The following is an 18516-nucleotide window of genomic DNA, read 5'->3' on the forward strand; positions in this document are numbered from 1 at the left end:
CGCCACCGTGATGGCGTCCACGTTGACGTTGCCCGCGTCGCCGCTGTCGAAGGTGTAGGCGATGGCGCGGGACGTCCGCGCGCGCCTGGGGCCGGTGCTGACAGGCAGGTGAGGGCCAGTAAGAGGGGTAACAGGGCTGATTTGCGCATGATCTATCCCATCTCGGGAGGGGGTTACGGCGATCCTGTGGCGGATGCCGGGACTCATACGCGGGGATGGGGAGCAGCGCGGGCGGCTACAAGGTCAGCGGCCCGCCGAGGTCGCCGGACGACGGCGGGAGGGCGCCGCCGGTCCAGTCCCAGCCGGTGATCGTGCCGCGCATCAGCCGGGCCGCCGGCGACAGGTGGCTGTCGGCGCCCCAGTACAGGGTGACCGTGCGACGGCAGCCGGGGTCGTCGACCGGGATCCAGGCGCCCGGCACGCGCGTTGGGCTGCGGCGGGCGAAGGCGGGGACGAGCCCGATCCCGAGCCCCGCGCTGATCAGCGCCGCGATGGCGGTGGGCTCGTCGCTCTCACAGATGATCCTCGGGGTGTGGCCGCGGGCGGCGAAGAGGCGGTCGAGCAGCCGGCGGATCCAGTGCCCGGGCCGGGCGGTGATGATCGGCTGACCGGCGAGCTCGTCGATGCTGACAGCGGCCCGCTCCGCCAGCGGATGGCCGGGCGGCGTGCCCACCCCGACAGCCTCGTCGAACAGTCGCGCCGAGGCCAGCCCTTCGGCGTGGATCGGCTGCGAGGCGACGCACAGGTCGACGTCCTGCGCCCGCAGGCGGCGGGCCATCTCCTCGGCGGGCGTCCAGTGCAGCCCGACCTCGACGGCGGGATGGGCCTGCTTGAACGCCGCCAGCGGCCCCGTCAGGGTGAGGAACGTCTCCGACGCCAGCCGCACGCCGCCCACGCCCTGGCTGACGGCCTCGGCGACCGCCCGCCGCCCCGCGTCCAGCTCGCCGAGTGCGCGTTCGGCGTACTCGCGGAACAGCCTGCCCGTGTCGTTGAGCCGCAGCCGGTCGGCGCGGTCGAACAGCGGGGCGCCCAGCTCGCTCTCCAGCCGGTTGATGGTGCGGCTCAGCGACGGCTGGGCGACGCGGAGCTCGTCGGCCGCCCGGCTGAGGTGCTCCAGGCGGGCCACCACCACGAACTGCCTGAGCGTGTTCAGGTCCATCATGACTCCCCGGACATAACGGCATAGCGATATTGATCTTAGACAGGATAACTCCCCAGACATATCGTCGGTGCTGCTCGTGAATGAGGAGGTCGGCATGGGACTGGGGTGGGCGTTGCGCGCTGTTGTCAGCGCGCACGTCGTGGCGATGGCGGGGCAGCCGGTGTTCGCCGGGGTGTATCTGACGGGCGACTACGACAGCCTGCGGTGGCACGCGCTCGGCGCCGACGTGGTCACCTCGATCGGCTACCTGCAACTCGTGGTGGCGATCGTGGTGTGGGCGCGGCTGCGTCAGGCGTGGCCGTTCGTGGCCACGCTGGCGGTGGTGGGGGCTGAGACCGTGCAGTACTTCGCCGGGCTGGACGGGGCGTTGTGGCTGCACCTGCCGCTGGGCGTGATGACCGTGGTGGCGCTGGCCGTGCTGTTCATCGCCGTCTGGCAGCGGCCGTTCCGCACGGAGACGCCCGATGTCTGAAGTGAGCAGGCGGCGGGCGCTGGGCATCGGCGGGGCGCTCGGGCTGGTGGCGGCCACCGGCTTGTCGGCCGCGGCCGCGATGGCCCGCCGCCCGGCCGTCACCGGCGCCGAGTTGCGCAGCGCCGTCCCGCTGCCGCCGCCGTACCAGGTGCCGCTGCCGATCCCCGCCACGCTGGAGCCGGTCGGCGAGGGCCGGTACGAGATCGTCCAGCGCGAGACGACCGCGGAGATCCTGCCCGGGATCAGGACCAGGCTGTGGACGTACGCAGGCACGTTCCCCGGCCCGACGATCGAGTCGCGTCGCGGCCGGCCGATCACCGTGACGCATCGCAACGAGCTGCCCGTCCCGACGGTCGTGCACCTGCACGGCGGACGGACCCCGGCGGCCTCCGACGGCTACCCCACCGACCTCGTCCTGCCCAAGGGCTGGACGGGGCACGGGGGGCACGGCATGCACGATCACCGGGCGGTGGTGACGGAGCTGACGCGCGACTACACGTTCCCGCTGGACCAGCGGCCGACACTGCTGTGGTACCACGACCACCGGATGGACTTCACCGCCCCCGCCATCTGGCGCGGCCTGGCCGGGCTGCACCTCGTCCGCGACGACGCCGAGGAGGCGCTGGGCCTGCCCGCGGGCCGCCGCGAGCTGCCCCTGATGATCGCCGACCGGGCCTTCGCCGCCGACGGCGGCCTGCTGTATCCCTCGCTCGACCCCGCCCTGCGCGAGCGGCCGGGCGTGACGGAGCCGTACCTGGCGGGCGTGCTCGGGGACGTGATCCTGGTCAACGGCGCGCCGTGGCCGGTGCAAGAGGTGGACGCGGCCCGCTACCGGCTGCGCGTGCTGAACGCCTCGAACGCCCGCCACTACGAGCTGGAGGCCGTCACCGACGACGGCCGCCGCCTCGACCTCGTCCAGGTCGGCGCCGACCAGGGACTGCTGGCGGCGCCGGTCGTTCACCGGCTGCTGCCGATCGCGCCTGCCGAGCGTTACGACCTGGTCGTCGACTTCAGGGGCGTCCCTGTGGGCGGCCGTGTCCGGTTGCTGAACCGGCTCGGCTCCGGCCGTACCAAGGACGTCATGGCGTTCCGCGTGGCGCGCAGGGCCGCCGACGACAGCCGTGTGCCCGCCGTCCTGTCCACCGACCTGCCGGCCTGGCGCCGCTCGGACGCCGTCCGGGTGCGCGACCTCGCCTTCCGCACCGGGCGGGTGCACGGCGGCCACGGCTGGCTGATCGGCGGGCTGCCGTTCGACCCGGCCCGCGCCGACGTCACCACGGGTCTCGGCGACGTCGAGGTGTGGCGGCTGGTCGCCGACGTGCACCACCCCGTCCACCTGCACCTCGTCGGCTTCCGCGTGCTGTCGCGCAGCGGCGGGCCGCCCCTGCCGCACGACGCGAGACTGAAGGACACCGTCTCGCTGCGTCCCGGCGAGTCGGTGGAGATCATCACCCGCTTCGACGGCTACCGCGGCCGCTACCTGTTCCACTGCCACAACGCCGAGCACGAGGACATGGCGATGATGGCCAACCTGGAGATCACCTGACGAGCCGCTCCGACAGGGCCCGCCGATCGACCTTGCCGTTGTGGTTCAGCGGCAGCCGCGCCAGGTGCACCAGCCGCCTGGGCACCATGTGGCCGGGCAGCCAGGCCCGCACGTGCGCGGCCAGCTCCCGGTAGGGCAGCTCCTGCCCGGTGTAGGCGGCGACCAGCTCGGCGTCGCCGCGCGCGCCCTCGACGGCCAGCACGACGGCGTCGCGCACCCGCGCGTGGCGCCGCAGGACCGCCTCGACCTCTCCCGGCTCGACGCGGTGGCCGTACACCTTGACCTGGCTGTCCAGCCTGCTGAGGTGGGTGAGCCTGCCGCCGTCGTCGCGGACGCGGTCCCCCGTCCTGTACCAGTGCCGCGCGGTCAGCGGCGCGGAGCCGTCGTAGCTCTCGGACACGCCGCCCTCGAACGTGACGAACCGCCCGAGGTCGTCGGCCGGATCCAGGTAGCCAGAGAACCGCTGGCCGCCGCGCACGCACAGCTCCCCTTCGGGGGCGGCGCGGCCGTCCTCGTCCAGCACGACGTACTCCAGGTGCGGGTGGATCGCGCCGATCGGCACCGTCCCGTTGGCGGTGCGCGGCCAGGCGTACCGGCTGGCGGGCAGCCGGTACGCGGCGCAGGTGATGGTCAGCTCCGTCGGCCCGTAGACGTTCTCCACGACGCTGCCCGGCGCGGCCTCCGCCCACCTGGCCGCCAGCGCGCCGGTGAGCTGCTCGCCGCCGAGCATCGTCCACCGCAGGTGCGGCATGCTGCCGGGGGACAGGTCGCCCGCGTCGTCGGCCAGCGACAGGTGCGAGGGGCCCGAGTACCAGTGGGTCAGGCGCCGCCGGTTGATGAACTCGACCGGCGCGAGCCGCTCGTCCCCGCTGGGCACGACGAGCGTGGCGCCGGCGCTCCAGGTGACGAACAGGTCGAAGACCGACGGGTCGAAGGTCAGGTCGAACTCCTGCGACAGGCGCGCGCCCGGGCCCACGGCGTACCGGGAGACGCAGTGGTCGAGGTAGGCGGTGAGATTGGCGTGGCGGATCGGCACCCCCTTGGGCACGCCGGTCGAGCCGGAGGTGAACAGCACGTAGGCCACCTCGCGGGCCGCGGCGGGCCGGGGTTCGGCCGGGGCCGCGGGCGGCTCGTGGGTGATGGGCAGCACCGTGCGCACGTGCGGGAACGCGCCCGCCTGGCCCGCGCCCGCCGAGTCGATCAGGACGGCGTCCGCCCCGACGAGGCGGCACAGGGCCGCGTTGCGGGCGGCGGGGAAGGCCGGGTTCAGCGGCACGACCGTGGCGCCCAGCGAGAGCACGGCGAGGTACCCCGCGTAGGCGGCGACGGTGCGCGAGGCCAGCAGCGCCACCCGGCCGGGGACGCCGCCGTGCTCCGCCACCAGCCAGGCGGCCAGCCGCCGGGCCGTCCCCTCCAGTTGCCGGTAGGTCAGCGTGGCGTCGCCCACCTCCAGGGCGGGGGCGTCCGCGAGGGCCGCGGCGGTGGCGGCGAAGCGCGCGTACAGGGTGTCGCGGGTCGCGGTCCTCATCCGTCGCTCCTGACCACGACGTGCGGCGGCGGGGCCGGCGCGCTCGACGGCGTCAGTTCGAGCAGCATCCGGCCGCCCTCCTCCCCGGTGACGGCGAACCCGGCCAGCCGCAGCGCGACCAGCATCGCCCGGTTCGCGCCCGTCGGGATCATCTCCGCCCGCAGCCGCACGCCCGCCGCGTACGCCCGCCTGATGACGTCCTGGAGCAGCAGCGAGCCCGCGCCCCTGGAGATCACCCGGCAGGAGGTGAGCAGCAGCGGCAGCCGCCACGAGCCGGGGGCCAGCTCCAGCACGGCCAGCCCGATCGTGCCGTAACCGCCGAACGTGTCGCTCAACGACGCGACCAGCACCTGATGGGCGGGCGAGTGGATCAGCTCGCGCAGCTCCTCCTCGCCGAAGGTGATGCCCGTGGTGTTGAGCTGGTGGGTCCTGATCGTGAGCTCGTGCGCCCGGCCGAGGTCGGCCTCGCTCGCGCGGCGCACCTCGAACCGCAGCCCCAGCGTGGCCAGGAAGTCCTGACGGCTCAGCCCCGAGCGGGTCTCGGCGGTGCGGCGCAGGTGGTCGGCCCGGTAGAGCTGCCGCCGCTGCCCGCTCTCGTCGCTCACCACGGCGGGCCGGAAGTCGGGCAGGCCGGGCAGCGACGCGACGGCGGCGCTGTCGTAGCAGCGCACGCCGGGCAGGCCGTGGGCGACCTCCGCCCGCTCGAACGGGTCGTCGTCGACGAAGGCGAAGGTGTCCAGCCCGAGGCCCAGCTCACCGGCGATCCGCGCGACGTGGCCGCTCTTGGCGTCCCAGCCGATCTGCGGGACGAGGAAGTAGTCGAGCACGCCCAGCGTGGCGAGCCGGTCCAGGGCGGCCGGGCCGTCGTTGCGGCTGGAGACGGAGTGCAGGATGCCGCGGCCGTCCAGCTCCTTCAGCGTGTCCAGGACGTGCGGGCGCAGCCGTACGCCGTCGCCTTCGAGCAGCACGCCCTCCCACAGCGTGTCGTCGAGATCCCAGACCAGGCATTTGATCGTCTTCATCGGCCGTCCTCACCCCGCCCGCAGCAGGGCCGCGCTCCACGCCGCCGACGGGCTGTTGTTGAGCACCAGGACGCGCTCGCCCGGCAGCGCGTCGAGCGAGCCCAGGTTGACCAGGACGTCGGCGGGCCCCAGATGCCCGTAGCGGGCCAGGTTGTCGCGGCACACCGGGGAGATCTTCAGCCCGAGCGCCTGCTCGTAGAAGCCGAACGCGCCGCTGGACAGGTTCTGCATGACGACGTGGTCCGTCCCGGCCGCGTCGCCGAGCACCTCGCGCGTCAGGTCCCTGAGCACGTTCCTGCTCTGCACGGCGAGGGTGAAGGAGTAGTCGCGCACCGAGGAGCATGACTCGGTCCAGGCGTCGCGCGGCCGGTCGAGGTAGTCGATCTCGAACAGGTCCCAGAACCTGCCGTCGGAGCGCAGCCGGATGTCCTCGATCGCGTAGCGGGGCTCGCGGGTCAGCAGGGCGGCCACGCCGGCGTCCCCGCTGAGCGTCACCGGGCGGCGGTAGCGGTCGCCGGTCGGGGCCACCGAGCCGTGCGTGATCAGCGCGGTGTGCCAGCCCGGATTCGCCGTCAGCAGCGAGCGGGCGATGAGCAGGGCGGCCGAGCTGGACGCGCAGCCGAGGTCGCCGGTGGACAGGCAGGTGGCGCCGGACGCGCCCAGGTCCGCCTGCACGCGGGTCACCTCCGACGCCATCAGCTTCTCCGGCACCCGCGCCGGGATGTGCACGAGCACGTCCAGCCGGTCGGCGGCCAGGCCCTGCCGGGCGAGCAGCCGCCGCGCGGCGGCCACCGCCAGCGCGTGCGCGCTGTCCTCACCGTCGTTCACCGGCAGTTCGCGGATGCCGAGCTCGCGGATCGTGGCCAGGTCCTGCTCGCTGCGCCCGGGAGCGGCGAGCACCTCCTCCAGCGTGAGCCGGCCCTCCGGCACGGCGATCTCCACCGCCGACAGGCCGATCACGCGGGCCTCCGGTGTGCGGGCAGCCCGAGCACCCGGGCGCTGATGGCCAGTTCTCCCATTTGATCGCTTCCCTCGATGATCTGCATGATCTTCCCGTCCCGGAACATGCGGGCCGCGTAGGCGCCCGCCGCCGTGCCGTCGGCCCCGTGCAACTGCACCGCGTCGGCGCCCGCCGCCGCGGCCGCCCCGGCCGCGAAGTACTTCGCCGCCAGCACCAGGCTCCCGGCGTCCGCCAGGCCCTGGTCCCGCGCGGCCGACGCCTCCCTGCACAGCGCCCGCGCGGCCTGCGCCGACACCGCCATGCGCGCGATCAGCCGCCTGACGAGCTGGTGCTCCGCCAGGGCCGCGCCGAACTGCCGCCTGTCCCGTACGTGCGCGGCGCAGGCCTCCAGGCAGCCGCGCACCATGCCCGCCGACCCCCAGGCCACGCTCAGCCGCCCCAGCGACAGCGCCGTCTCCGCCACCGTGGCCAGCCCGAACCCGGGCCGCCCGAGCACCGCCGAGTCCGGCAGCTCCACGTCGAACTCCAGGTCGGCCAGCATCGCGCCGCGCAGCCCGAGCGAGCCGGCCCGCGGCAGCCTGCGCACTCCCGGACCGGCCTCGCACAGGACGGCGGTGCCGCCCTCCCCGGCTCGCGCCAGCACCAGGAGCAGCCCGGCCGACTGGCCGAAGGTGACCCAGCGCTTGCGGCCGGTCAGCCGCCACCCGCCGCCGTCCCGCACGAGACTGCTGGTGATCGCCGCCGCGTCGCTGCCCGCCTCCGCCTCGGTGAGGCAGAAGCCCGCCAGCACGCCGCCACCGGCGAGGGCGGGCAGCCAGCGGGCGCGCTGCTCGGGCCGCCCCCATCGGGCGACGGCGGCGGCCACCATGCTCTGCACGGTGATCAGGCTGCGCAGGGACGTGCACACCGCGCCGACCGCCTCGCACACCTCGCCGAAACCGGCATGGTCCAGCCCCGGCCCGCCGTGCTCCGCCGCGACCATCGGGGCCAGCAGCCGCGCCTCGCGCAGGACGGCGATCGCCTCCTCCGGCATCCGCCCGTCGAGGTCGGCGGCGGCGGCGTACGGGGGCAGCCGCGCGACCACGTCGCCGAGGCCGGTCATCCCGCATCTCGGCGGGCGGCGGCCCCGTTCTTGCCGAGCACGAACCGGGTGATGGCGTGCACGGAGCAGAAGTTGTCCCGATCGAGGTCCTCGGTGAGCACGCTCAGCCCGAACGTGGTCTCCACGAAGGTGATCAGCTCCATCGCGAACAGCGAGTCGACCAGGCCCTCCTCGAAGATGTCGGTGTCGGCGCGGATGTCCCTGTCGCCGACCCTGCTCCGGATGAACGCGTGGACCTGGCCGGCGACGTCCGTCGCGGTCATGTGGCACCTCCCTGGCTCATGGCTCCGCGTCCAGCAGGCGTTCCGCCGCCTCCGGCGGCCTCATCAGCGGCCGCCACAGCAGGGCTCCGGCGACCAGGACCAAGATCGCCGCGATGGCGTACGGGGCGCGCAGGCTCGCCGACGCGGCGAAGGCGCCGCCGGCGAGCGCGCCCAGCGGCAGCGCCCCCCAGGCGAAGAACCGCTGCACGCTGCTCACCCGGCCCAGATGCGAGGCCGGGACGGTGACCTGGCGGATCGAAACGAACACCACGTTGGAGACCGCCACGCCGACGCCGAACGCGATGCCCGCCAGCGCCGTCGGGACGACGCCGACGACGGTCGCCAGCAGCAGGTTCGACCCCGCGTGCAGCGCCAGCCCGAGCGCCAGGGACGCCTTGCGGCCGATGCGGTCCACGACCCGCTTGGCATGCCAGCCGCCGGCCGCCGCCCCCACGGCCACCATGGCGGACAGCACGCCGAACGTGAGCTCGTTCCCGCCGAGAAGCTGCAGGACGTACAGGACGAAGACGGCCACGGTCATGGCGCGCGCGAAGTTGAGCACGGCCAGCATCAGCGTCCACGTCCGCAGGAACGCGGACGCCCAGGTCAGGGCGAGGCCCTCGCGGATCGAGGCCAGCAGCCCCGGCTTGGGCCCGGTCTCGGCGGGCGCGTCGTGCGGGTTCAGCGACGTGCGCAACCGGCCCAGCAGCAGGGCGCTGACCGCGAACGTCAGCGCGTCCAGCCAGAACGGCACCGCCTGCCGCCAGGCGAACAGGACGCTGCCCACCGGCGGGCCCGCGAACTCGTTGGCCACCATCTCCGCCGACAGCAGCCGGGAGTTGCCGCGTTCGAGCTGGTGCGGTGGCAGCACGGCGGGCACGGCCGTCGCGGCGGCGCAGTCGAAGAACACCTCCGCGACGCCGAGCACCAGCGCCAGCGCGACGAGCGGCACCATCGAGGCGTGCCCGGCCGTCAGCATCACCGCGAACGCGGCCACCGCCACGGCCCGGACGATCTGCAGCCGCACCATCAGCCGCCTGCGGTCCACCCGGTCGGCGACGGCGCCGGCGACCAGCGCGAGCAGCAGCCACGGCAGGTAGGAGACGGCGCTGACGACCGACACGGTGAGCGGCGTCGGGTCGATGGCGGCGGCCAGCAGCGGGATCGCCGTCAGCCGCATCCCGTCGCCGAGGTTCGAGGCCACGGACGACGACCACAGCCGCCAGTAGTCGGCGGGCAGCGGCGTCCTCGCGCGGGCCGGTCCGCTCATGCGGCTCCCGTCCCGTAGCTGAAGAAGCCGCGCCCGGCCTTACGGCCGGAACGTCCCTCGCCGACCAGCCGCAGCAGCAGCGGATCGGGCTGGAAACGCTCCTCGCCGGTGAAGCGCACGAGCATGCGCAGCGAGTGGACGACGGTGTCGAGCCCGATGAGGTCCGCGGTGGCCAGCGGGCCGAGCCGGTGGCCGTTGCAGGCGGTGAAGACGGCGTCCACGTCGGCGGGCGCGGCGACGCCCGTGCGGACGAGCGCGGCGGCGTCGTTGACCATCGGCATGAGCACCCTGTTGGCCACGAAGCCGGGGCCGTCCCCGACGGCGACGGCCGCGAACCCGGCTTCGTCCAGGATCCGGGTGGCGCGCTCGGCGGTGGCCTGTGCCGTGGCGGGGCCGGTGATCAGCTCGACCGTCCTGATCTCGGTCGCGGGGATCATGAAGTGCAGGCCCAGCAGCCTTCCCGCATCCTCATGGGCCTTGGCCAGGAAGGAGATGGGGATCACGGAGGTGTTGGCGGCGATGACCGTGCCCGGCGGGGCGGCGGCCAGGCCGCGATGGACGGCCAGCTTGAGCTCCGCGTCCTCGGTGACGTTCTCCACGACCAGGTCGGCGGTGGCGGCGCGGTGCAGGTCGCCGGTGGTCGTGATCCGCCCCGTCAGGACGTCGCCGGGCACCGTCGTCGCCTTGCGCAGCAGGCGGGCCAGGTGGGCGCGGCGGATCGCCGCCATCGCCTGGCCGAGCGCGTCCGGGTCGCGGTCCATCAGGACGACGGGGCCGTGCTCGGCGAAGGCGTGCGCGACCGTGCGGCCGATCTGCCCGGCGCCGACCACGCCGACGCTCACCGCTGCTCCTCGCCGGGACCCCGGAGCGCGGCGAGGCGGCGGCGCACGCTCAGCGGGGTGATGTCCGTCCAGATCCGCCCGATGTGCTCCAGGCACTCCTGCCGGGTCCCCGTGAAGCCGATCTCGTGCCACCCCGCGGGCACCGGCTGCCCGGTGTCCCACACGGAGTACTGCTCCTCGTCGTTGACCACCACGGTGAACGGGGTGGCGCCGGTCGGGTCATCCATGGCTTCCCTCTTCGACGGTTGCGGTGGTGAAGGACGCTACGCCCGCTCACAGGCGGCGTTCCAGCAGTTCGGCGTGCAGGGCCGCGCCCAGCGCCTGGTGCTCGGCGGGGACGACGGAGAAGTGCGTGCCCGGCACCTCGCGGACCGCGACGCGGCCGGCGTACGCCGCCCAGCCCAGGTCGCGCGCCAGGTTCACCCCCGGCTCCGGGCCGCCCGCCGTGCGGAGCAGCAGCAGCTCGCCGTCCCAGCGGCGGGGCCGGTGCGACAGGACGGCTTCCTCGTTGGCGCGCAGCAGCCGCAGCAGGACGCGCAGCCGCCCCGGGGTCATCGCGCCGGAGAAGTGCCCCTCGTCCTGGGCGAGCTGCAGCACCCTGGCGAGCCGGCCGTCGGCGTCCAGCCCGTCCAGCTCCTCGTCCGGGATGGCGTAGTCGTGGTCCAGCACCAGCAGGTAACGCAGCAGCTCGTGCTCGTTGCCGGGCAGGCGGTGCGGCCGCAGGTCCACGGGGGCGGCGTCGATCGGGACGACGAGCGGCACCTCGATGCCCGCCTCCGCCAGCCGCAGCGCCAGCTCCTGGGCGAGGGTGCCGCCGAAGGACCAGCCGCCGACGACGAGCGGCCCGCGCAGCCCGTGGTCGGTGAGGGTCTTGACGAAACGCTCGCAGATCGTGCCGGCGTCCTCCAGCGGCTCGTCCTCGCCGTTGAGCCCCAGCGACGACAGGCCGAGCACGACACGATCCTGGCCCAGCCGCTTGGCGAACGGGTAGTAGCTGAGCGGGCTGCCGCCGGACGGCGGGACCAGCACCACGGGCGTGCCGGGGCCGCCGCCGCTCAGCTCGACCAGCGAGGCCGCCGCGGGCAGCACCGCGTCCGACTGGACGAGCTGCGCGAGGGCCGCCGGCGTCGGGCACTCGAACAGCACGTTCAGCGGGAGTTGAACGTCCAGGTCCTGCTCCAGCTCCGTCAGCAGCCGCACCGCGAGCAGCGAGTGCCCGCCCAGGTCGAAGAAGTTGTCGTGCACGCCGACCGGGGCCAGGCCGAGCGTCTGCTCGAACCGGCGCACGACGCTGAGCTCCGCCCGGTCGCGCGGCGGCACCGAGACGGCCGAGGCGGGCTCGGACACGGCGGACAGGGTGGCGGACAGGGCGTCCAGCGCGTCCAGGTCCACCTTGCCGTTGGCGGCCATCGGCAGCTCCGCCAGCCAGGTGTAGCGGTGCGGGACGAGGTAGTCGGGCAGCGTCCCGCGCAGGAACGCGCGCAGCTCCTTCGCGCCCGCGGTGCGGCGGGGCCGCGCCGGCACCAGGAAGGCGATCAGCGCCGCGTCCCTGCCGCTGCCACGGGCCCGGACGACGGCGTTCAGCACGTCCGGATGCGCCCGCAGCGAGCTCTCGATCTCGCCGGGCTCCACCCGGAAGCCGTGCACCTTGATCTGGTCGTCCACCCGGCCGAGGAACTCCAGCTCCCCGCCGGGCCGCCGCCGCGCCAGGTCCCCGGTCCGGTACATGCGCGCGCCTGGGACGGCGGCGAACGGGTCGGGCACGAACCTGTCCGCGGTGAGCGCCGCCTGGCTCGCGTACCCCAGCGCCAGGCCGCCGCCGCCCAGGTGCAGCTCCCCGATCACGCCCGCCGGCGCCGGCCGCAGCGCCTCGTCCAGCACGTACGCGCGCACCCCCGGATACGGCCGGCCGACGGGCACCAGCCGGTCGTCCCCGTCCACCGGCCCGGCGGCGGACGCGTCGCGGACCGAGCAGAGGCTGTCGATGGCCGCCTCCGTCACCCCGAAGATGTTCACGATCAGCGCGTCGTCGTCGAGGTAGCGGCGCGTGGTGCGCAGCTCCGACTCGCGCCACGACTCCAGGCCGCAGCACAGCAGCCGCACCCCGCCCAGCCTGCCGCCCGACTCCGCCAGCAGATCGATCAGCTCGGCGCGCAGGTGCGCCGGCACCAGCTCGACGGTGTTGACGCCGAACTCCTCGATGGTGGCGCGCAGCTCGCGCGGCCCGCGCACCGCGTCCTCGCCGGCGAGCACCAGGCTGCCGCCCGTGCCCAGCGCGCGCAGCACGTCGCCGGTGAACACGTCGAACGCGGTGGTCGCCAGGCTCAGGACGCGCAGGTTCGCCCCGGCGCGGTCGCGCAGCGCCCGCCACGCCGCCAGGAACGGGACCAGCGCCCGGTGCGCGACCAGGACGCCCTTCGGCGTGCCCGTGGAGCCCGAGGTGAAGATGACGTAGGCGGGACGGTCCAGGTCGGGAGGGGGAAGCGCGCCGTCGCCGGCCACGTCCAGCTCCTCCGGCCGGCACGTTGCGACCTCGCCGGTGTGCTCGGCCGCGTGCTCGCCTGCGTGCTCGCCGGTGTGCTCGGCCGTGTGCTCGCCGGTCACCAGCAGGGTGGCGCCGGCGGTGGCGAGCAGCCGCTGCCTGCGGGCCGGCGGCGTGCCGGCGGTCAGCGGCAGGTACGCGGCGCCCGCCAGCCACGCGCCGAGTATCGTGACGACGGCCTCTTCCGACCGGGGCAGCGACATCGCGACCGTGTCGCCCGGCCGCACCCCACGCGCGACCAGCCCGTGCGCCCTGCGCCGTGCCCGCCCGAGCAACTTCGCGTACCCGACCGTGCCCCGCCCCGACACCAGCGCAGCCCGCCCGGGCTCCTCCCGCGCGACCCACCCGGCCACGTCGAGCAGGTGCGCCTCCTCCAGGGACGCCCCCTCGTCGAAGGGCCGCACGGCGTCCCGCATGGCGTCCTCGCGCTCGGCCTCGGTGAGCACACCCAGCTCGGCCAGCGGCACGTCCGGCGTGGCGAGTACCCGGTCCAGCACGGCCAGGAAGTGGCTGCCCATGCGCTCCACCGTGACCTGCTCGAACAGGTCCTTCGAGTACTCCAGCACCGCCGTCATCGAGGACTCGCCCTCGATGTCCCAGATGGTGAGGTTGAGGTCCCAGGGCGCCCGGTCCGGCGGCAGGCCGTAGACGAAGTGCTGGTCGTACGAACGGCGCTGGGCCAGCCCGCCCATCCGGTGCGGCAGCCGCGGGATGTTCTGGTAGGTGAAGCCGACCTGGAAGATCGGGTGGCGGCTCAGGTCGCGCGGCGGCCTCAGCGCCTCCACGACCTTGGTGAACGGCACGTCGTGATGGTCGATGGTGCTCAGGAACGAGCGCCGCAACCGGCGCAGCAGGGTGCGGAAGGACGGCCGGTCCCGCGCGCTGGTCCTGATCGTCACCATGTTGTTGAAGTAGCCGATCATGTCGCGCGTCTCCGGCAGGTCGCGCCCGGCCACGATGGTGCCCATCACCAGGTCCTGGTTGCCGGTGTAGAGGTGCATCAGCGCCTTGTAGAGCGTCAGCGTGGCGGTGAACAGCGTGCACCGCTCGCGCTGGGCCAGCACGCGCAGCCCGGCGAGCTGTTCGGCGGTCATCGTGAAGAAGACGTGGCCGCCCCGCTCGCCCAGCTTGGGCGGGCGCGGATGGTCCGTCGGCAGCTCCAGCGGCTGCGCCTGGTCGAGGTAGCCCGTCCAGAAGCCGATCTTCCCGGCGAGGGTGTCGCCGGTCAGCGTGTTCCGCTGCCAGGTGGCGAAGTCACCGTACTGGATGGTGAGCGGCGGCAGGTCGGGCTCGGCGCCGGAGGTCTCGGCCAGGTAGAAGGCCGACAGCTCGCGGTCCACGATGGCCGGGCTCCACCCGTCGTCCACCGAGTGGTGGGTGCCGAACACCAGCAGGTGGTCGTTCTCGCCCATCCTGATCAGCGCGAGCCGGTACAGCGGGCCCCTTTCGAGGTCGTACGGGGTGAGCGCCAGCTCCTTGACCAGCGCGGCCAGCCGATCCCCAGCACTCTCCGGCAGGTCGACCACGGGCAGCGCGACCTCGCCGGGCGGATCGACCACCGCCCGCACCTGGCCGCCGGCGGCCGGGACGTACCTGGAGCGCAGCACCTCATGGCGCTCGACCAGCCGGGACACGGCGCGCCGCAGCGCCGCCGTGTCCAGCTCGCCGCGCAGCCGCATGTCGATCGTCACGTTGTAGACCGAGCTGTCCGGGTCGAGCCGCTGCAGGAACCACAGGCTCTCCTGGCCGTGGCTGAGCGGGTAGTCCGCCTGCTCGCGCCTGGTCACGACCGCGCCCGTCGCCGCGCCGTCGCCGCTCTGCTGCAGCTCCACCACGTGGCGGGTGAGCTCCACGAGCGTCGGATGGAAGTACAGGTCGGGCAGCGGCAGGCGTACGCCCAGCTCGCGCCCGATCCGGTCGATCACCTCCAGGCCCAGGATGGAGTTGCCGCCCAGTGAGAAGTAGTCGGGCTCGGGGCCCAGGTCGGGCACCTTGAGCACGTCGCCGAGAATGCGGCGCAGCGCCTGCTCGACGTCGTCCGGCGTGCGGACCTCGGCCGGGGTCGCGCTCGTCGTGGCGGCGTGCTCGCCCGGCCTGTCCTGGCCGGGCTGGAGCGGCCACAGGCGGCGGCGTTCGAAGGGGTACGTCGGGAGCGTCACCCGGCGGGGGGACAGGTGGCGGTGGTGCCGCTCCCAGTCCACCTGGACGCCCTCGCGGGAGGCGGTGGCCACGAGCGTGTTGAGGGCCTGTTCGATGTCGCCGGACGGGAAGTGCAGCATCCGCTCGGCGCCCGCCTCCTCCACGGCTCTGGCGAGCCGGCTGCCGTCGGGGCCCAGCACGAGGAAGAGCGTGGGCTCCTGCTGGAGGGTGGTGACCGCCGCCCGCACGCCTTCCAGGTCGATCGGTGGCGCCGCCTCGGGTCCGGCCGCCGGTGGCGAGGCGCCGGTCCCGGCCGCCGGCGGCTCGGCGGTGCCTCGCACCGCTCGCAGCGTGTGCCGCCCGCGTCCGGTCGCGATGTGGCCGGACGGGGCCAGCCCGGCGGCGGCCACCAGCCGGTAGGCCAGCTCCTGGCCCGTCGCGCCGTCGGGCGCCTGCTCACCGCGCTCGGCGAGAGCCCGCACCAGGCCCGCCCGCACCGGATGCTCCTCCAGCTCCACCTCGTCGGGCAGCACCACCACGAGGTTCGACCCGGCGGCGGTGGCCGGCCGCAGCCGCCCCTCCGCCCCCGACCGCGCCTGCCGTACGAACTCCGCCGTGTCCCGCACCACCCACGCATGCCGGACCGGAAACTCCTCCCGCCCCGCGTTGAGCGTGTAGGCCAGATCGCTTAGCGACAGCCCGGCCCGGTCCTCCACGTACTCCGCCATCCGCTCGCAGTGCCGTTCGAGCGCCGCCGCCGACCTGGCCGACAGCGTGACCACCTGCCCCGAGGCCCGCTCCCGCCCACCCCGCTCACGCGGCGGCGGCGTGGTCACGACGGCGTGCGCGTTCGTCCCCGTGAGGCTGAACGAGCTGACCCCGGCGGCCCGCTCACCCTCGCCCAGCGCGGCGGCGGTGACGGACACGGCGATCCCCGAGCCGTCGAGCACGGCGTCCGGGTTGGGCGTGCGGTAGTGCAGCGACGGGTAGATCGTCCGGTTCTCCAGGGCGACGACCGCCTTGACCAGCCCCGCGATCCCCGCCGCCTGGTCGAGGTGCCCGATGTTGGTCTTGACCGAGCCGACCGCGCACGCGTGGCCGGGCGCGCCTGCCCGGCCGAACGCCGTGGCGAGCGCGGACAGCTCGACGGCGTCCCCCAGCGGCGTGCCGGAGCCGTGCGCCTCGACGAAGCCGAGGTCGCGCGGCGAGATGCCGGCCTCCTCCCACGCGTCCAGCAGCAGCTCCACCTGCGCCTGCGTGGAGGGCGCGCTGAGCCCGACGGCGCGGGCGGCGTTGTGGTTGACCACGACGGAGCGGATCACCGCGTGGATGTTGTCGCGGTCGCGCAGCGCCCGGTCGAGCGGCTTGAGCAGCAGGACGGCGCCGCCCTCGCCGTCGGCGGTGCCGTCCGCGTCGGCGTCGAACGCCCGGCACAGGCCGTCGGCCGACATGATCTCGGTCTTCGCCATCGCCTCCCACGTCGGCAGCGACACCCGCAGGCTCACACCCCCGGCGAACGCGTGGTCGCACCGACCGGCCCGCAGCGCGTCCACCGCCTGGGCGACCGCCACCAGCGACCCCGAACAGCCGGTCTCCACCGCCACGGACGGGCCGCGCAGCCCGAGATGGTAGGAGACCCGCCCGGAGATCGCGGCAGGAGCGGTCCCCAGCATGGACAGCGTGGTCGTCCGGCCGAGCAGCCTGCCGTAGCCCGAGGTCGCGGCCGACAGGAACACCCCGGTACGGCCCTCGCCCAGCACCCGGCGCCGGATCCCCGCGTCCTCCATCGCCCGCCAGGCCAGCTCCAGCGCCGCCCGCTGCTGCGGGTCCATGGCCAGCGCGTCGGCGTCGGAGACGCGGAAGAACTCGTTGTCGAACAGGTCGATGCGATCGACCGAGCCCATCGGGTAGTCGACGTCGAGCGGCTCGTTGGTGAACCAGCGCCGCCACCGCGAGACCGGGCGGACCGAGCACAACCCGCTGCTCAGGTTGGCGTGGAACTGCTCGAAGTCGGCCGCGTCCGGCAACGTGACGGCTAGTCCGACGATGGCGATCGGCGCTTCAGGCATATCGCTGTCCTTCGGCTCTTGGGGTGGACGGTCAGACCAGGAACTCCCGCGTCCTGGGCGGCTGCCGGGCGGAGACGAGCTCCGCGGTCTGCTCGATCGTCACGGCGGTGAACAGCTCGATCAGCCGGATCGCTCCGGGGAACTCGGCGTCGAGCAGCGCGTGCAACTGGATGAGCTGGAGAGACGACCCGCCGGAGTCGAAGAACGACACGTCGGCGGCCACCCGCTCCACCTGCAACGCCTGCCGCCACGCCGCCGCGACCGTCTGCTCCGGGCCGGGGCGCGGCTCGCGGCCGACCGTGACCCCGGTGCGGGGCAGCGGGATGGCGTTGAGTGCGGTGTGGTCGATTTTGCCGTTGGGGGTGAGGGGGAGGTGGGGGATGGTGATGATGTGGGTGGGGATGTGGTGGTGGGGGAGTTGGTGGGTGAGGTGGGTGTGGATGTGGTGGGGGGTTGGGGTGGGGGGGGTGGTGGTGATGTAGGCGGTGAGGTGGTTGTTTCTGGTGGTGACGGTGGCGTGGGTGATGTGGGGGTGGGTGGTGAGGGCGTGTTCGATTTCGGCGGGTTCGATGCGGTGGCCGGCGATTTTGAGTTGGTGGTCGGTGCGTCCGAGGTAGTGGTGGGTGTGGTCGGGGGTGTGAGTGGTGAGGTCGCCGGTGTGGTAGAGGCGGGTGCCGGGTGGTCCGTGGGGGTTGGGGGTGAAGTGGTCGGCGGTGGTTGCGGGTTGGTGGAGGTAGCCCCAGGCGAGGGTGTGTCCGGTGAGGTGGAGTTGGCCGATGGCGCCGGGTGGGAGGGGCTGGCCGTGAGGGTCGAGGGTGTGGGTGATGGTGTGGGGGAGTGGCTCGCCGATCGGCACCCGCGCGCCCACGGGGCTCTCCACCTGGTGCACGGTGGCGTAGACCGTCGCCTCCGTGGGCCCGTACCCGTTGATCACGCTCTTCGTCCCCAGCTCCAGCAGCTCGGCCGCCAGGTCCGGCGGGAACGCCTCGCCGGCGACGACCACGCAGTCCAGGCCCGCGATCATCCGGCGGTAGACGTCGTCGGTGAGCATGAGCCGCACGTGTGACGGCGTCGCCTGCAGCCAGCGCAGCGGCACCGGCTTGCCGTCCGCCGTCGAGCCGTGCGTCAGGCGGCCCGGGCCGAAGCCGTCCGACGGGGCGACCACGACCGTTCCGCCGCGGATCAGCGGCCACAACATCTCGACGAGGGAGATGTCGAAGGCGGGGCTGGTCAGCCACTGCGCGCACGTCGGCGGCGGGATCCGCGCCGCCAGCCCCTCGAACAACGCGGTGAGGTTGCTGTGCGGGATGGCGACGGCCTTGGGCTCGCCGGTGGATCCGGAGGTGAACAGCACGTAGGCCAGGTCGTCGGGGTGCGGCCCGGCCAGGGGTGCGGGGGCGCCGGCCGCTGGGGGTTCGGTGATGAGCAGGGTGGGGTTGGCGATGGCGAGCAGGGTTTTCTGGCGGGCCGGTGGCAGGGCGGGGTCGATGGGCAGGTAGGCGGCGCCGGTTTTCCAGATGGCCAGCAGTGTGGTGATGAGGTGGTGGCCGCGGGGGAGCCGGACGGCCACGATGTGTCCCGGTCCGGCGCCTTGAGCT

Annotated in this window: 13 protein-coding genes; 2 read left to right on the forward strand and 11 right to left on the reverse strand. The window is 74.1% G+C overall.

The window, feature by feature from the left end; all coding sequences use genetic code 11:
* Positions 1-235 precede the first annotated feature (235 nt).
* Positions 236-1162, reverse strand: a complete 927-nt coding sequence (locus FXF51_RS45880) for a LysR family transcriptional regulator (RefSeq protein WP_262380277.1) — start codon at positions 1160-1162, stop codon at positions 236-238.
* A gap of 94 nt (positions 1163-1256) precedes the next feature.
* On the opposite strand from FXF51_RS45880, the gene FXF51_RS45885 reads away from it, so the two are divergent.
* A complete protein-coding gene (locus tag FXF51_RS45885) occupies positions 1257-1634 on the forward strand; it encodes a hypothetical protein (RefSeq protein ID WP_148441101.1) in 378 nt (125 codons plus the stop codon).
* The gene (locus FXF51_RS45890) at positions 1627-3180 is read left to right on the forward strand and encodes a multicopper oxidase family protein (protein ID WP_148441102.1); all 1554 of its coding nucleotides are present in this window, start codon (positions 1627-1629) and stop codon (positions 3178-3180) included. Before FXF51_RS45885 ends, FXF51_RS45890 begins: the two co-directional genes overlap by 8 nt.
* On the opposite strand, the gene FXF51_RS45895 is transcribed toward FXF51_RS45890, so the two are convergent.
* The 10 genes from FXF51_RS45895 to FXF51_RS45940 all read right to left on the reverse strand — a co-directional run.
* Positions 3173-4708, reverse strand: coding sequence for an amino acid adenylation domain-containing protein (locus FXF51_RS45895; RefSeq protein WP_148441103.1), 1536 nt, complete (start codon positions 4706-4708; stop codon positions 3173-3175). The genes FXF51_RS45890 and FXF51_RS45895 overlap by 8 nt on opposite strands.
* Complete coding sequence (locus tag FXF51_RS45900; RefSeq protein ID WP_148441104.1) at positions 4705-5730, reverse strand: HAD-IIIC family phosphatase; 1026 nt, start codon at positions 5728-5730, stop codon at positions 4705-4707. Before FXF51_RS45900 ends, FXF51_RS45895 begins: the two co-directional genes overlap by 4 nt.
* A gap of 9 nt (positions 5731-5739) precedes the next feature.
* On the reverse strand, positions 5740-6690 hold the full coding sequence (locus FXF51_RS45905; protein ID WP_148441105.1) for a hypothetical protein: 951 nt from the start codon (positions 6688-6690) through the stop codon (positions 5740-5742).
* Entirely contained in the window at positions 6687-7793 is a 1107-nt protein-coding gene (locus tag FXF51_RS45910; RefSeq protein WP_148441106.1) for an acyl-CoA dehydrogenase family protein, read from the reverse strand. Before FXF51_RS45910 ends, FXF51_RS45905 begins: the two co-directional genes overlap by 4 nt.
* A complete protein-coding gene (locus FXF51_RS45915; protein ID WP_148441107.1) occupies positions 7790-8056 on the reverse strand; it encodes an acyl carrier protein in 267 nt (88 codons plus the stop codon). The genes FXF51_RS45910 and FXF51_RS45915 overlap by 4 nt, the downstream gene beginning before the upstream one ends.
* A gap of 16 nt (positions 8057-8072) precedes the next feature.
* Positions 8073-9326 carry an MFS transporter gene (locus FXF51_RS45920; protein ID WP_148441108.1) on the reverse strand — a complete coding sequence of 418 codons (1254 nt, stop codon included), beginning with the start codon at positions 9324-9326 and terminating at the stop codon, positions 8073-8075.
* Entirely contained in the window at positions 9323-10168 is an 846-nt protein-coding gene (locus FXF51_RS45925) for a 3-hydroxyacyl-CoA dehydrogenase family protein (protein ID WP_222871770.1), read from the reverse strand. Before FXF51_RS45925 ends, FXF51_RS45920 begins: the two co-directional genes overlap by 4 nt.
* Positions 10165-10395: an MbtH family protein gene (locus tag FXF51_RS45930; RefSeq protein ID WP_148441109.1), complete on the reverse strand. Its 231-nt coding sequence runs from the start codon at positions 10393-10395 to the stop codon at positions 10165-10167. The genes FXF51_RS45925 and FXF51_RS45930 overlap by 4 nt, the downstream gene beginning before the upstream one ends.
* 46 nt (positions 10396-10441) lie before the next feature.
* Positions 10442-16918 (reverse strand): non-ribosomal peptide synthetase, encoded by a 6477-nt coding sequence (locus FXF51_RS45935; protein WP_148441110.1) that lies wholly within the window; start codon positions 16916-16918, stop codon positions 10442-10444.
* 31 nt (positions 16919-16949) lie between these two features.
* A partial coding sequence (locus FXF51_RS45940) for a non-ribosomal peptide synthetase (protein WP_148441111.1) occupies positions 16950-18516 on the reverse strand: 1567 nt, incomplete at its 5' end.

Origin of the sequence: Nonomuraea sp. PA05, assembly GCF_008086045.1 — a bacterium.
Classification (GTDB): Bacteria; Actinomycetota; Actinomycetes; order Streptosporangiales; family Streptosporangiaceae; genus Nonomuraea; species Nonomuraea monospora.

Excerpts from the sequence above, each read along its gene's own strand:
- FXF51_RS45880 (WP_262380277.1), bottom strand. The coding sequence starts at position 1,162 with ATGATGGACCTGAACACGCTCAGGCAGTTCGTGGTGGTGGCCCGCCTG.
- FXF51_RS45885 (WP_148441101.1), top strand. The coding sequence starts at position 1,257 with ATGGGACTGGGGTGGGCGTTGCGCGCTGTTGTCAGCGCGCACGTCGTG.
- FXF51_RS45890 (WP_148441102.1), top strand. The coding sequence starts at position 1,627 with ATGTCTGAAGTGAGCAGGCGGCGGGCGCTGGGCATCGGCGGGGCGCTC.
- FXF51_RS45895 (WP_148441103.1), bottom strand. The coding sequence starts at position 4,708 with ATGAGGACCGCGACCCGCGACACCCTGTACGCGCGCTTCGCCGCCACC.
- FXF51_RS45900 (WP_148441104.1), bottom strand. The coding sequence starts at position 5,730 with ATGAAGACGATCAAATGCCTGGTCTGGGATCTCGACGACACGCTGTGG.
- FXF51_RS45910 (WP_148441106.1), bottom strand. The coding sequence starts at position 7,793 with ATGACCGGCCTCGGCGACGTGGTCGCGCGGCTGCCCCCGTACGCCGCC.
- FXF51_RS45915 (WP_148441107.1), bottom strand. The coding sequence starts at position 8,056 with ATGACCGCGACGGACGTCGCCGGCCAGGTCCACGCGTTCATCCGGAGC.
- FXF51_RS45920 (WP_148441108.1), bottom strand. The coding sequence starts at position 9,326 with ATGAGCGGACCGGCCCGCGCGAGGACGCCGCTGCCCGCCGACTACTGG.
- FXF51_RS45930 (WP_148441109.1), bottom strand. The coding sequence starts at position 10,395 with ATGGATGACCCGACCGGCGCCACCCCGTTCACCGTGGTGGTCAACGAC.
- FXF51_RS45935 (WP_148441110.1), bottom strand. The coding sequence starts at position 16,918 with ATGCCTGAAGCGCCGATCGCCATCGTCGGACTAGCCGTCACGTTGCCG.